Source organism: uncultured Chitinophaga sp., assembly GCF_902168175.1.
Classification (GTDB): domain Bacteria; phylum Bacteroidota; class Bacteroidia; order Chitinophagales; family Chitinophagaceae; genus Chitinophaga.
Map to the genome: position 1 here is coordinate 28520 of NZ_CABHOU010000076.1, position 15779 is coordinate 44298.

Consider the following 15779-nt stretch of genomic DNA (forward strand, 5'->3'; position numbering starts at 1 on the left):
TACGTATTTGATCGCGATAATAAGATAGTCCACAAGAATAATCATATAGTCGCAGCTTCTTAAAGGTAAAAAAAGTTTTTTTGTAGCAGCATATTTAATCAGCCAGTACATGAACATTCCCGTTAAAGTTTGGGTAGAAGAAGTAATAATTCCAACATACCCGGCAGGTAAGCCGGACAAGAACCCGATGTTCCTTGAAAAGCGGGTATACCAGGGCAGTAGCGGGGTTGTGTACCCGCATCCTGTGGTAGATAAGATTTCCGATGAAAAAACAGATCAAAGTTATACCGCAGTATATCTCGAGAACGAATATGTAAAGATCATGGTGCTGCCCCAGCTGGGCGGCCGTATACAGATGGCGTACGATAAAGTGAAGCAGCGGCATTTCGTATATTATAACCAGGTGATCAAGCCTGCGCTGGTAGGATTAACCGGCCCCTGGATATCCGGTGGTATTGAGTTTAACTGGCCACAACACCATCGCCCCAGTACTTTTGAAGCGGTGGATTTTACGATTAAAGAACATGCGGACGGCAGTGCTACCTGCTGGGTGAACGAAGTGGAACTGATGTTCCGTACCAAGGGGATGGCTGCATTTACGTTACATCCCGGTAAAGCTTTCCTGGAGATAAAAGGTATGTTGTACAACCGTACGCCGTTCCCGCAAACTTTCCTCTGGTGGGCTAACCCGGCCGTGAAGGTGAACGATGGTTACCAGTCTGTTTTTCCTCCCGATGTATACGCCGTATTCGACCATGGTCGCCGCGATGTATCATCGTTCCCGATTGCGAAAGGCACCTATTACAAGGTGGACTATTCGCCCGGTACCGACATTTCGCGTTACAAGAATATACCAGTGCCTACCTCCTACATGGCGGTGGCTTCCAAATATAATTTTATAGGGGGATACGAGCATGATACCGGCGGTGGATTGCTGCATGTGGCCAATCACCACATCTCGCCCGGTAAAAAACAATGGACCTGGGGCCACGGCGATTTCGGCCAGGCCTGGGACCGCAATCTTACCGATGAGGACGGGCCTTACATCGAACTGATGACGGGCGTGTTTACCGATAACCAGCCCGACTTCTCCTGGATTAAACCTTTTGGCGAAAAACAGTTCGTACAATACTTCATGCCATACCGCGAAGTAGGTATGGTAAAGAACGCCACCAAAGAGGCAGCAGTAGGATTAGAGAAAGAAGAGAACGGGATAACCGTGAAAGTTCATTTCACCGCCAGCTACCCTGCGGCCACTATCATTATCAGCAAAGAAGGCATCACGTTGTTCAGTGAAACAGTTGTAGGCTCACCCGCGTTGCCTTACGAAAGGCAGATCGGTGTAACCTTTGAAACGGGCATCCGCGTAGAAGTAAAACACAAAGGGCAATTGCTGGTGGCTTACGAAGAAGAGGCTTTACAGGAACGTGAACTGCCGCCCGCAGCGGTGGCCGCGCTGAAGCCAGCCGATATACAACATAACGAACAGTTGTTCCTTACCGGGCAGCATATCGAGCAATACCGTCATGCTACTTATAGCGCAACGGATTATTATGAAGAGGCCTTACGCCGCGATGCTGGCGATATCCGTTGTAATAACGCGATGGGATTATGGTACCTGCGCCGCGCCAAACCTTCCATCGCAGGACCTTACCTGCATAAAGCCATTGCCACAGCAACGTACCGCAATCCTAATCCCTACGATGGAGAAATGCACTACAATCTGGGCTGGTGCCTGTTATTACAGGGTAAAAAGGACGCGGCTACGGACGCCTTTTATAAAGCCGCCTGGGACGATGCCTGGCAACACACCGCTTACCTGCAACTGGCCCGCCTGGCCTGTGGCCGTGGCGACTGGGAAGAGGCTGCCGAACTGGCCGAACAGTCGTTGTACCGTAACTGGAACAGTCACACCGTACGCCACCTGAAAGCTGTTATCCTCAGAAAACAGGGAAAGGATGCCAACGCCTGGATCGGATCTTCGCTGGAAGTGGACCCTTTTAACTATGGTTGCCATTTTGAGTTGTACCTGTCGGGCGCGCAGGAGAGCCGGGAAACACTGCTCACTTTATCCCGCAACAACTTTCATAATATACTTGAATACGCACTGGATTATGCACATGCGGGATTGAATGCAGAGGCGGAACATTTGTTATTGCTGCATACAGAACATACCGCTACCGTATCGCCATTATGCTTTTACTACCTCGCCTGGCTGGCATCTGATAAAGAACAGGCAATGGCATACGCCGCAAAAGGACATGCCTGTTCACACGAGTACTGCTTCCCGCATCGTATAGAAGATGCGCTGGTGCTGGAATATGTACTGTCTATATCACCCAATGCGAAAGCCTGGTATTACCTGGGTAACCTGTGGTACGATAAAAAGCAGTTCGCCGATGCTATACATTGCTGGCGCAGTGCCATCGAAGCCGGGGCTGGTTTTGCTACCGTATACCGTAACCTCTCGCTGGCCATGTACAACAAGGAACATCAACCGCAAGAGGCCGTAAAACTGATGGAAAAGGCCTTTAGTCTTGATCCGCAGGATGCCCGCGTATTGATGGAAATAGACCTGTTGTATAAAAAACGTAACGATCCGCCGGCACAACGCCGCCAGCACATGGAAGCGCACCTTCCGCTGGTACAGTGGCGCGATGATCTGTACCTTGAATATGTAACGCTGCACAACCAGCAGGGTCAATACGAAGCTGCAGCCGCACTGCTGGCCGCTAAAAAGTTCCATCCCTGGGAAGGGGGAGAAGGTAAGGTAACCGGGCAATACCTGGTAAGTCATACCAGCCTGGCACGCCAGTACCTGCAAGCCAGGCAGCCGTTGAAAGCACTTCAGAGCCTGGATAAAGCGGCTTACTATCCCGAAAATCTCGGCGAGGGTAAATTGTATGGCGCGCAGGAGAACGATATCTTTTACCTTCGCGGCCTGGCGTACGAACAGTTGCAGGAAGAACAACACGCCATACAAAACTGGCAGCAGGCTACAAAAGGTATCAGCGAACCAGTGCAGGCTATCTTCTACAACGATCCGCAGCCGGACAAGATCTTTTACCAGGGATTAGCCTGGCTCAAACTGGGTCGTACCGATACCGCTTCGGCTATCTTCGAAAAGTTAATGACGTTCGGTGCCAAACATGCCGCCGACCATATAGAGATCGATTACTTCGCCGTATCGCTCCCAGAACTGCTGGTGTTCGACGCCGACCTCGACCAGAAGAACCGTGTACACTGTATGTACATGCAGGCGTTGGGTTTACTGGGACATGCCTTTGCAGGCAAACCAGGTTATGCAGCACAGGCCGAAAAGATGCTGGCAGCAGTCGTAAAAGAAGATGTAAATCACCTGGGCGCTTTAGTACATTGGGAGATGTGGAAGCAATTGGGCGCAGTCTAATAATAACATACCACGTTTATAAACATGATACAACAACAAAAGTATAACACCGCCTACATCATCGGCATATCGTTCATCTCCGCCCTGGGCGGTTACCTGTTCGGGTTCGATTTCGCGGTGATATCGGGTGCGCTGCCGTTCTTAAAAACGGAGTTCGCGCTCAATCCATGGTGGGAAGGTTTTTTAACCGGATCGCTGGCATTGGGTTGTGTGGCAGGCTGCTTAATTGCAGGCAAAATTGCCGATGCGAGAGGCCGCAGGCCCGGACTGATGTTAGCTGCATTGATATTCGCCGTGTCGTCGCTGGGCATGGCTTTTTCGCACAGCCTTGCCGTTTTTATTTCCATGCGCTTTATGGCAGGTATGGGAGTGGGCATGGCATCGATGTTAAGTCCGCTGTACATCGCAGAAGTATCGCCCGCCGCCGTGCGTGGCCGCAATGTGGCCATTAACCAGCTTACCATCGTTATCGGTATATTGGTAACCAACCTCGTGAACTATATGCTGGCCGATAAAGGCGCCGATGCCTGGCGCTGGATGTTCGGTTTGGGCGCTGTGCCCTCGCTGCTGTTCTTTGCAGGCGTGTGCTGGTTGCCCGAAAGTCCGCGCTGGCTCATTACAGTAGGTAAAACGAAAGAAGCTGGCATAACGCTTCAGAAGATAGGCGGCGTACAGTTTGCCGCGCAAACAACTTCCGATATCCAGCTTTCCCTGCAGGGCCGGGAAAAAGCTTCTTTTAAGGCGGTGTTCGACAAAGCGGTACGACCTGCGGTGATCGTCGGTATTACGCTGGCGGTGTTTCAGCAGTTATGTGGTATCAACGTAGTGTTTAACTACACGTCCACCATATTTGAATCGGTGGGGGCTAGTCTGGACAGGCAGTTGCTGGAAACGGTAGCTATTGGTGTTGTGAACCTGGTATTTACGATCGTAGCTATGTGGCAGGTGGATAAACTGGGCAGAAGGCCGCTGATGCTGGCCGGTTCGCTGGGGTTGACGATCATTTACCTGGTACTCTCGCTCTTATTGCAAAACCAGGCATCAGCAGGACTCCTGTCCATATTCGTACTGGCGGCTATTGCTTTGTATGCCACATCGCTGGCGCCGGTTACCTGGGTGCTGATCTCTGAAATATTCCCTAACCATATTCGTGGGCAGGCCTCGGCAGTAGCCATCGTGGCACTTTGGCTGGCTTACTTCGTACTGGTATTTACGTTCCCGATCTTATCGCAGGTACTGGGTACATATGGGCCATTTTATATGTACAGCGGCATCTGTTTGCTGGGCTTCCTGTTTGTACGGGCAAGGGTAAAGGAAACGAAAGGACAAACACTGGAAGAGGTAGTAATGCATTAACGTGATTTTTTAAAAATAAGTAAGATGACTAAATACATTAAACTGGTTGTGCTGTTATGCCTGAGCCTTAACGTGGTTGCGCAAAGCCGTATATCGCTGGCAGGCCAGTGGCAGTTCCGCATCGACCGGCAGGACGAAGGGCTGGATAAACAGTGGTACAAACAAAAGTTCAATCAAACGGTGAAGTTGCCCGGGGCTATGCAGGCGCAGGGTTATGGAGATGAACCCTCTGTAAAAACACCCTGGATAGGCGAAAAGGCCGAAAGGTTTTTGGAGCAGGAGAAATACGCGCCATATAGGGTGGCAGGCAACTACAAGTTCCCTTTCTGGCTCACCCCCGTAAAGTACTACACCGGTGCCGCCTGGTACCAGAAGGAAGTTAATATTCCAGCCGGCTGGAAAAACAAACGCATCACCCTTACACTGGAACGTTGCCACTGGGGCAGCACCTTATTTGCGGATGATCGTTACATCGGCGCAGATAGCAGCCTGGGCACCGCACATGTGTATGACCTCAGCCATTTAACGCCCGGCAAACATATCCTCAGTATTCGTATCGATAACCGCTATCTCTCTGAAGTTGGCGTAAATGCACATAGCGCCAGTGATCAAACCCAGGGCACCTGGAATGGTATTGTGGGCGACATAACGCTGGAAGCTGGCAATCCTGTTTACATTAAAAACATACAGGTTTACCCCGATATCGACGCAAAGCAGGTGAAAGTAACCGTGAAGCTCGGCAATACTACATCAGGCAAGCTGACCGTATCTGCCAAACAAGTGGGTAAAAGCGCTGCGCTGCCAGCCATCGAACAGGCGTATAATGACAGCGTAGTGGCGTTCACGCATAACATGGGTAATAACCCTGTGTTATGGGATGAGTTCAACCAGGGTTTATACGACCTTACCGTAAAACTGACCGGCAATAACAGCGATGTGAAAACAGCGCGTTTTGGGATGCGCAGCGTAGGTAAAGCAGGCAGTAAGATCACCATCAACGGAAAGCCCGTGTTCCTGCGTGGAACGCTGGAATGCGCCATCTTCCCGCTCACCGGTCATCCGCCTACCGATACTGCTTCTTGGGCGCGTATTTACAGGATTATGAGAGCGCATGGCCTTAATCACCTGCGTTTCCATTCTTATTGTCCGCCGGAAGCTGCGTTTGTAGCGGCCGACAATGCAGGTATTTATTTATCAGTAGAAGTAGATGCATGGGCCACTTTTGGTGAGGGCCTTTCTGTAGATCGCTATATTTATGAGCAGAGCAACCGTTTTATGGAATCGTACGGTAACCATCCGTCTTTCTGCATGCTGATACCGTCTAACGAACCGGCAGGCGACCAACGCCGCGATCCTTTCCTGGGTAAGTTTGTACAGTATTGGAAAGAAAAGGATAACCGCCGTATATATGCCGCCGGCTCTGGCTGGCCTGCTATTGCAGAAAACGATTTTCATTCCAGTCCCGACCCGCGCATACAGGTATGGGGTGCCGGTATCAACAGTATTATTAATGCGGAAGCGCCGAATTCGAAGTATGAATTTTCTTCTGTTGTAAACCGTATCAACACCAATGCAAAAACCAATATACCGGTGGTGGCGCATGAAATAGGGCAGTGGTGTGTATACCCCGACTTTAACGAAATAAAGAAATACAAAGGTTTACTGCAGGCACGCAACTTCGAGATTTTCCGCGACTTTATGAAGCGTGAAAACCTGCAGGGGCAGTCGCACGACTTCCTGATGGCTTCGGGCAAACTGCAGGCGCTTTGTTATAAAGCCGATATAGAAGCAGGTATGCGCACCGGTTATGCTGGTTATCAACTGCTCGATCTGCACGATTTCCCGGGGCAGGGTACGGCATTGGTAGGTATTCTCGATCCTTTCTGGAATAGCAAACCTTATTATACACCGGCGGCGTTCCACCGTTTTGCGTCCGCTACCGTTCCGCTGGCACTGATGAACAAGTTCACCTTTACCAATGCCGAAACATTTAAGGCAGATGTGCAGGTGTCGCATTTTGGAAAAGAGCAGCTGAAACAGGCAGCTTTGAGCTGGCGCATTACCAATGCACAAAAACAGGTATTGGCCCAGGGCAATCTTAAAGCCGATCTGGATTTGCGTAATGATAATCCGGCCGGTGCTATTTCCTTCCCGCTTGCTGGTATTAAAAGGGCGGAGAAGCTGAACCTGGAAATTACCGTAAAGGGTTTAGGCATTAACGACTGGGATTTTTGGGTATACCCTGCAACCGTAAATACCACATCTCCTCAAAATATATTAACAGCTACCTCGCTTACCCCCGAAGCCCTGGCTAAACTGGATGCTGGCGGTACGGTGTTGTTGCTGTTAAATGGCAGGATCGCCCAGGATAAAGGGGCTAAGATCATCACCGGCATGTCCACCGTGTTCTGGAATACCGAATGGACCACCGGCCAGGCACCGCATACGCTTGGTATTCTTTGTAACCCGAAGTCGCCGTTGTTTGCCGGCTTTCCCACAGAATACCACAGCAACTGGCAGTGGTGGGATATTTTACACACCGCCCAAACGATGCACCTGAAAGACTTCCCGGCTGGCCTAACACCATCCGTACAGTTGATAGACACCTGGTTCGAAGCGCGTAAACTCGGCCTGCTGTTCGAAGGTAAAGTAGGGAAAGGGAAGATCGTGGTCACCTCCATCGACTTCAGTAAAGATCTGGATAAGCGGCTGGGGGCAAGGCAACTGTACCATAGCTTACTGGGATATATGAACGGCAAAACGTTTAATCCCCAGGTGGCGCTGGAGGCATCGGCCATAAAAGCATTATATCAATAACGATCTATAGTTCCAGGGAAGGGGGCTGCTTTCGTTAAGGAAGCGGCCCTTTTACATAGTCATATACCGGCCGGGACAATTTGCTTGCTTCCGGCCAGTTTGTTCGCTTTTAGGCAGTTATTTTAATTTCCTGCCGGATTTTTTTACATTCGTTGCTGCATACGTACACAGCAATGTCCAAATATAACGGCTACAGCGATCCTGAACTAGTGCTAATGGTGCAGCAGGGCAACCGGGCTGCCTTCGAGCAGCTTTACCACCGCCATGCGGAGGTATTGTACCGTTATGCCTTTAATATTCTGCAGGACGAAGCCGAATGTACCGATGCCATACAGGAGATATTTGTATGGTTTTGGGCCAACCGCGAGCAATTAAAGGTGACAGAACCCGGCGCTTACCTGAAAGCGGCCGTAAAGTACCGGCTTATCCGTTATATACAGGGCAGCCGCCGTCGTGCCGAAATACTGGCGAAGCGGCCGGAGGTACAGGAAGACTTTACCGACAACAGCCTGGAAATAAAAGAATTAAAGCAGGTGATCTCCCTGTTCCTTTCCACATTACCCGAACGTTCGGCCCGCATATTCCACCTGAGCCGCAACGAATACCTCACCAACCGCGAAATAGCCCGCGAGATGGGTATTAGTGAAAAGACGGTCGAAAACCAGATGACGATCGTACTCCGTAAACTCAGGATGGCCCTGGGTAAACTCCATTTCTGGTCCACCTTCCTCTAATTTTTATTTTTTTTTTTACCACGATTAGGGGGTAGGCATTTTTCGTGTCCCTTAATATGTACAAACCAGAATTATTCCCGTGGAAGAACAAGCATTACTGGCATTAATAGCGCGTGTGGAAAATGGAACAGCAACGGAATACGAGCTGGCCAGGTACAACGAATGGTGTAACGAGCAGCAGGCCAACAACCTGCCGGTAGAGGATTTTGGTAGAAAGCGTGTACAGATGCTGAGAGGCATCAATAAAAAGATAGGCCGTAAACCGCTTAGTGTTACCATATCCAGGGTGGCAGCGGCAGCGGTGCTGCTGGTACTGGTAAGTGCGGGTTTGTACAGGTTCCTGGCACCAACGCCCGCCCGGATGTCGAACAAAGAAGGTTTACCTGGTATTGAGAGGGCCATGCTTACCCTCGCCGATGGCAGCCGTATAGAACTGGACGACGCGGAGGAAGGTGAACTGGCCAACCAGCACGGTGTAAAAGTGGTGAAGCTGCCCGACAACCAGCTGGCTTACGAAGGAGAAGGAAATGCGATGGCCTATAATACACTCGAAACGCCACGCGGCGCCAAATACAGGATCACATTGCCCGATGGCTCCACCGTTTGGCTCAATGCTTCTTCCTCCCTGCGTTTCCCTACCAGTTTTAAAGGGGAAGACAGGCAGGTAGAATTACAGGGCGAGGCGTACTTCGATGTGGCAAAAAACGCGTCGAAGCCATTTAAAGTGAAGCTGCATCAGATGGATGTACAGGTGTTAGGTACGCAGTTCAATGTGATGGCCTACAACGACGAACCCAACGTGAGGTCGACCCTGCTGGACGGCTCGGTACGCCTGCATGATGAAACAGGGGAAGTATTATTAACACCGGGGCAGCAGGGTACACGCCAGAACGGAACTGACGGTTTCGTGGTAACGAAGGTAAACGCAGCAGATGCAGTGGCCTGGAAAAATGGCTTCCTGGTGTTCGAGAATGAAGAAATTGAAACCGTTATGCGCAAAATAGCCCGCTGGTACAATGTAGAAGTAGAGATATCAGAGAAAGTAGCGGGCAAACGATTTGGAGGAACTATTTCACAACAGAAAGACGTACAATCTGTACTCACCGCCCTTGAGATAACAGGCTCAGTACATTTTAAGATGCAGGGTAACAAGATTTATGTAATGCCTTAATACCAAATTCAATAATCGTACACGTTCATGTGAACGCCGGTGCAGTTGCTGTACCCGGTTGCTCAACTATTGCCACGTTGCTAAACCATCATTAATAACCTTTCACCCAATGACGAAGAAAAATTCCACATTTCTAAAATGCTTGCTAAGGCTAAAGCTTGTGCTGGCCCTGATGCTGGTGTCGCTATTGCAGGTTAGCGCTACCGCATTCTCCCAACCTATTACGCTCCATGTTAAAAATGCCACGCTGGAGGAGGTATTTCGTAAGCTGCACGACCAGTACGGACTGGAGTTTGTGTATGATGCCAAAATGATGGGTCGCGCCAAAAAAGTAAGTGTTACTGTTACTGGCGAACCCGTAAAAGCTGTGCTGGACAAATGCTTCGACAACCAGCCTTTCACTTACCAGATGTTTGAGAACACGGTAGTGGTAAAAGCCCTTGCGCCGCCGCCTGTGCCGCTGCAAAGCCAGCCTTTCACCATTAAGGGTAAAGTAGCCGATGCCAAAGGTCTTGAGCTGCCAGGTGTGAGTATCCAGTTAAAGGGTACCAGCACGGCGGCTATTACCGACGCCAACGGTGCATATACCCTTAAGTTGCCCGCCGATACCGGTACGCTGATATTCAGCTTCATGGGTTATGTTACCCAGGAAGTGCCGGTATTAAAAAGAACACAGATCAATGTTACCCTGCAGGACAAATCCACCGACCTTACGGATGTAGTGGTAGTAGGGTATGGTCAGCAGAAAAAGATAAGTACGATCGGTGCGCAAAGCAGCATCCGGGCCGAAGACCTGAAGCAGCCGGTGGCTAACCTCAGCAACGTAATTGCCGGCCGTATTGCAGGTATCATCGGTGTGCAGCGTAGCGGCGAACCTGGCTACGATAACGCAGAAATCTACATCCGCGGTATATCCACTTTCACGAACAGCTCTCCGCTGGTACTCGTGGACGGTATTGAAAGAAGTTTTGCTAACGTAGACCCGGAAGACATTGCCAGCTTCAGCATCCTGAAAGATGCTTCTGCTACGGCAGTTTATGGTGTACGTGGTGCAAATGGTGTTATCCTTATCACCACTAAAACCGGTAAAATAGGTAAGGTGTTGATCAATGTGCAGTACGACCAGGGTGTTACTGCCTTTACAAAGGTACCGGAGTTTGCAGATGGCGTTACTTATATGCAGATGGCTAATGAAGCCTACAAAAGCAGCAACCCTAATGAAACGCTGCCTAAGTACTCTGACGAACGTATTAAAGCAACCATGGAAGGTTCCGATCCGGACCTGTACCCTAACGTAGACTGGTTTTCTGAACTGTTCAATAAAACTGGTCAGAACCGCCGTGCCCGCGTTAATGCAAGCGGAGGTTCGGAAAAGGCCAGGTACTACCTGTCTGTTGGTTACTACGATGAAAATGGTATGTACAAAACAGATGAACTGGCTGATTACAGCTCGGACATTAAATTCACCCGTTATAACTTTACCGCTAACCTCGGCCTCGATGTGACCAAAACAACAAAAGTAGATTTTGGTGCTTCAGGCTGGATCAGTGATGCTAACTTTCCGGGTAACTCGGCCAGCAACATCTGGACCTCAGCGTACCTGCTGCCTCCCATCCTGATCCCGAAAATATATTCCAATGGCCTGCATTCGCAGATCCGTACGGGCGATATATCGAACCCTTACAACCAGTTAACACAAAGCGGTTATGCCACCGAGTTTAAAAGCCAGTTATGGAGCAACATCCGCCTCACACAGGACTTAAGCTTCTGGGTAAAAGGCCTCTCCGCCACTGGTATGTTCTCGTTCGATAACTATAACGAACATAATATCAGGCGTACCAAAACGGTAGATGGCTACCAGGCTACAGGCCGGGATGTGGACGGTAATCTGATATTGGACAAAACGGCTGTGGGTACCAGTTACCTCGGTTACAGCAGGTCTAACGGTGGCTCCCGCCAGTTTTATACCGAAGCGTCTATCAACTACGCTAACTCATTCGGCAAACATGATGTGTCGGGCATGGTATTGTTTAACCAGTCAGACAGGGAAGATGCTTTTGCTGGCGACTTCATCAATTCCATCCCTTTCCGTTATATGGGTTTAGCAGGCCGTGCCACGTACGGTTACGATAACCGTTACCTCGCAGAATTGAACTTCGGCTACAATGGTTCTGAAACTTTTGATGAGAACAAACGTTTTGGTTTCTTCCCTTCATACGGCCTCGGCTGGGTATTATCCGAAGAGAAATTTTTTGAGCCCGCTAAAAATGTGTTCCAGTTCCTGAAGTTCCGCTTCTCTTACGGAGAAGTGGGTAACAGTAACATTGGTGGCCGCAGGTTCGCTTACATTTCTACCGTTGGTGGCGGTAATGGTGGTTACTCTTATGGCCAGAATGGCGTGAATAACGACATCGGTGGCCTGGATATTGGTGACTATGCCGTACAGGTAACCTGGGAGAAGGCGAAGAAGTCGAACCTGGGTGTGGAAATGAAAATGTGGCAGAATAATATCTCTCTTACGGTTGACTGGTTCAACGAAAACCGTAGCGGCATCTTCCGCCAGCGTGGCGATGTACCTAACTATGCAGGTATACGCACACTGCCCTGGGCTAACCTTGGCGAAATCCATAACAAAGGTTTAGATGCAACGCTTGAAATAAACAAACGTATCACAAAAGACCTTTCGCTGGGCCTCCGTGGTAATTTTACCTGGAACAGGGCGAAGGTAATAAACGATGCCAATGCTCCGTGGCCTTATCCATGGCAGCAGCGCATAGGCCGCAAACTGGGCCAGCGCTTTGGGTATACCGCACTTGGATTATTTACCAGCGAAGAGGAAATTGCTAACAGTGCTTACCAGACAGGTACTAACCGTCCCGGTGATATCCGTTACAAGGACCTGAACGGCGATGGTAAAATTGACAGCTACGATATGGGCCCTATTGGTTACGGCAGCATTCCTGAGATCGTGTACGGTTTCGGCCCTACCATTAACTGGAAAGGCTGGTCGCTGGCAGGATGGTTCAAAGGTATCAGCAATGTAGATATCGGGCTGAATGGCGATGGCTTACAGCCATTTAGCCAGGGCGGCGAACGTGGTAACCTGATGAAACAGATCACCAACCGCTGGACACCTGAAAATCCTGTAGCAAATCCGCTGTACCCAAGGCTTACTTACGGTAATGATAATATGAACTACGAAAGCAGCAACTGGTGGACTAAAAACGGCTCCTTTATGCGCCTGCAAACTGCGCAGCTTACCTATACGCTTACCGAAGATTGGTTAAAGCACATAGGCGCATCCAACGTTAGCCTGTACTTTATTGGCTATAATCTCTGGACTGCCAGCCAATTCGATATGTGGGATGTGGAACTGGGCGATGGTCGTGGTGCGCAATACCCGCTTACCAAAACCTACAACTTCGGCATCAAATGTACATTCAAGTAAATCCACGAATTATGAAATTATCCATCATCATATCTGCACTTACTGCTACTGTGTTTTTTAGCGGGTGTAAAGACTACCTCGACCAGGTACCTAACGACCGTATCACTATCGAAGAGGTGTTCCGTAAAAAGGCCTCTTCTGAACAATACCTGGCTAACGTATACAGCTACGTACCCGATCTGTCTAACCAATGGTCCGACAATCCCTGGCTGGGTAACAGCGACGAGCTGGACGTAACCTGGACTAAGTACAGCAACTACGCCCTTAACCTGGGCAACATCAGTGCGGGTACGGTATTGTTCGATAAATGGGGCAACCTGTACGCGGGCATCCGTTCGGCTACTTACTTTATTAATCATATCGACGAGAATGTCGAAATACTTGCGCTTAACGGCCAGGCCCAGATCGATCGTTATAAGGCAGAAGCCCGTTTCCTGCGTGCTTACTTCTATTTCCTGGTGATGCAGCAGTTTGGCCCGGCAGTACTTGTTGGTGATAAAGAACTGCCCGCAGGCGCTACAGCAGCCGATATGCAAATTCCGCGCAGCCACTACGATACTTGTGTGAACTACATAGCCGCAGAACTGGATGCCGCAGCAGCGGTACTGCCCCTGCGCCCGATGAACAACGACCAGGTGAGTGATGCCGAATATGGCCGCGCCACGAAGGGTATTGCCCTGGCCGTGAAAAGCAGGCTGTTACTCTACGCAGCCAGCCCGCAATACAATGGTAACACCGATGTTGCCACCTTTAAAGATAAAGATGGCAAACCGCTGATCTCTCAAACCTACGATGCCACCAAATGGGCACGTGCGGCAGCAGCGGCAAAAGATGTGATCGACCTGGGTATTTACAGCCTCTACGAAGATGTTTCCGGCGATCCGGTTAAATCATTGCAGGGCGTTTTCTTACAGGCATGGAACAATGAACAGATATTTGTACGTAAAAGCAATGGTCTGTCTAACTGGGATGTACACTGTATGCCCCGCAGCGCCGGCGGCTGGTGCGGTATGGCCCCAACGCAGGAGCAGGTGGACGCCTACTTCATGAACGATGGTTTGAGCATCAATGAGTCTTCTAATTACTCAGAAACCGGGTTTACAGATGTTGCCGGCCTCTCCGTTTATAACATGTACATCAACCGCGAGCCCCGCTTCTATGCGCATATAACGTATAACAACAGCCGCTTCCAGGGTGGCAATATGCAGGCTATGGGTACTATCACTTTTTTTGTGTCCAGCCCTAATGGTAAAAATGGTCATCCTACCGACTTTTCTAAAACCGGCTACCTCGTACGTAAAAACGTAGGTACGCAAACGAATGATGGTTCAGGTGGTAATGGCGCTAAACAGAACCGCCCGTATGTATTATTTCGACTGGCAGAAATGTACCTGAACTACGCCGAAGCATTGAATGAATCGGATCCGGGCAATACCGATATTACTAAGTACCTGAACCTGGTGCGTAAAAGAGCGGGTATCCCGCAGTATGGAGAAGGTGCCAGCCCTTTACCTGTACCCGGCGGACAACCGGAAATGCGTGCTAAGATACGCGCAGAACGGCGTGTGGAACTGGCCTTTGAATGCCACCGCTGGTTCGATATGCGCCGCTGGAAAATAGTTGCGCAGCATATGGGCGATATGCACGGTATGAATGTGAACAGGGATGGTAACGACTTTTATCAAAGGTCTGTTGCAGCTACGCACCTGTTCCGCCCTGCCATGTACTGGTTCCCCATCAGCCAGTATGAAATGGACCGTGGTAAACAGATCATTCAAAACCCGGGCTGGTAATCTTTTCCTAACTCTAAGACATGTAAATCATGAACATCAGAAAAATATATCTGTTACTCTGCGCCAGTCTGGGCTTATTTAGCTGTAAAAGTGAGGTGGAACTGCCCGACCAGCCGCTGGAGAACTACATTAAAGTATACATGCCACTGGCGGTTAACAACCCTGTTGGCAAAACACTGGGTGTTGCGGATACACTACAGACTATTGTGTTTGGCGCCTGTTTCGGCGGGCAGGATTATCCTACCAAAGACATTGCACTGAAGTTTAAAGTGAATCCCGATGTGATAGACAGCTTCAACACCGCCAACGGTACCAGCTACGAACTGTTGCCCTCAAGCGGTTACACGCTTAGCGCCACAGAAGCTACTATCCCTAAAGGAAAACTGAATACGGCGCCTTTATACATCAGCGTGAAAACAAAGGGAGCCGGCGCTATCAATGCCCTGCAAAACTATATTTTACCGATCTCTATCGAATCGTCTACGATCAATGTAAACGAGAACCTGCGTACTACGTTCTACGTGGTGAAATCGCAGCCCGACCTGGCAGACTATACTGATTACGACCGCGCGCTGTGGTCTGTTGCAGGTTTTTCTTCCCAGGAAGCAAACGGTGAAGGCGCTAATAACGGCCGCGCTATCCATTCGATCGATGGCGATAAAACGACCTTCTGGCATTCGCAATGGCAGGGCGGATCGCCCGGGCCTCCGCATCATATTATTTATGATATGGGAGAGGAAAAAGAAGTGCATGGCCTTTCGTTTTTGTCGCGCCAGAGTGGTGACAATGGCAAACCAAACCTGGTGACCATTGAAACCAGCACAGATAATGTTACCTGGACAAGCGGCGGCAACGTTGAGTTACAGAACAACAATAACCTGCAACGCCGCTTCCTTTCCGGTTTCCGCCAGGCACGTTACGTGAAAATCATTATTACCAGCTCTTTCAGCGCCAGTCACAGCCACCTGGCAGAACTCTACGCTTTCTAATTTGGTTGCATATAAATAGGATAGGGGCCGCAAGTAATTTGCGGTCCTTTTATTTGTAAAAA

At 49.7% G+C, this 15779-nt stretch carries 8 protein-coding genes; all 8 read left to right on the forward strand.

What is annotated here, in order from left to right:
* Positions 1-109: 109 nt before the first annotated feature.
* A complete protein-coding gene (locus QZT80_RS17465) occupies positions 110-3409 on the forward strand; it encodes a DUF5107 domain-containing protein (RefSeq protein WP_295124865.1) in 3300 nt (1099 codons plus the stop codon).
* A gap of 24 nt (positions 3410-3433) precedes the next feature.
* Positions 3434-4765 carry a sugar porter family MFS transporter gene (locus tag QZT80_RS17470; RefSeq protein WP_295124868.1) on the forward strand — a complete coding sequence of 444 codons (1332 nt, stop codon included), beginning with the start codon at positions 3434-3436 and terminating at the stop codon, positions 4763-4765.
* A gap of 24 nt (positions 4766-4789) precedes the next feature.
* Positions 4790-7582: a sugar-binding domain-containing protein gene (locus tag QZT80_RS17475; protein WP_295124871.1), complete on the forward strand. Its 2793-nt coding sequence runs from the start codon at positions 4790-4792 to the stop codon at positions 7580-7582.
* A gap of 173 nt (positions 7583-7755) precedes the next feature.
* Positions 7756-8316 (forward strand): sigma-70 family RNA polymerase sigma factor, encoded by a 561-nt coding sequence (locus tag QZT80_RS17480; RefSeq protein ID WP_295124874.1) that lies wholly within the window; start codon positions 7756-7758, stop codon positions 8314-8316.
* A 79-nt stretch (positions 8317-8395) separates the two neighbouring features.
* Positions 8396-9487 carry a FecR family protein gene (locus tag QZT80_RS17485; protein WP_295124877.1) on the forward strand — a complete coding sequence of 364 codons (1092 nt, stop codon included), beginning with the start codon at positions 8396-8398 and terminating at the stop codon, positions 9485-9487.
* A 142-nt stretch (positions 9488-9629) separates the two neighbouring features.
* A complete protein-coding gene (locus QZT80_RS17490; protein ID WP_295124879.1) occupies positions 9630-12935 on the forward strand; it encodes a TonB-dependent receptor in 3306 nt (1101 codons plus the stop codon).
* An 11-nt stretch (positions 12936-12946) separates the two neighbouring features.
* Positions 12947-14728, forward strand: coding sequence for a RagB/SusD family nutrient uptake outer membrane protein (locus QZT80_RS17495; RefSeq protein ID WP_295124882.1), 1782 nt, complete (start codon positions 12947-12949; stop codon positions 14726-14728).
* Between the two features lie 29 nt (positions 14729-14757).
* A complete protein-coding gene (locus QZT80_RS17500) occupies positions 14758-15717 on the forward strand; it encodes a DUF1735 domain-containing protein (RefSeq protein WP_295124887.1) in 960 nt (319 codons plus the stop codon).
* The last annotated feature ends 62 nt before the right edge of the window (positions 15718-15779 follow it).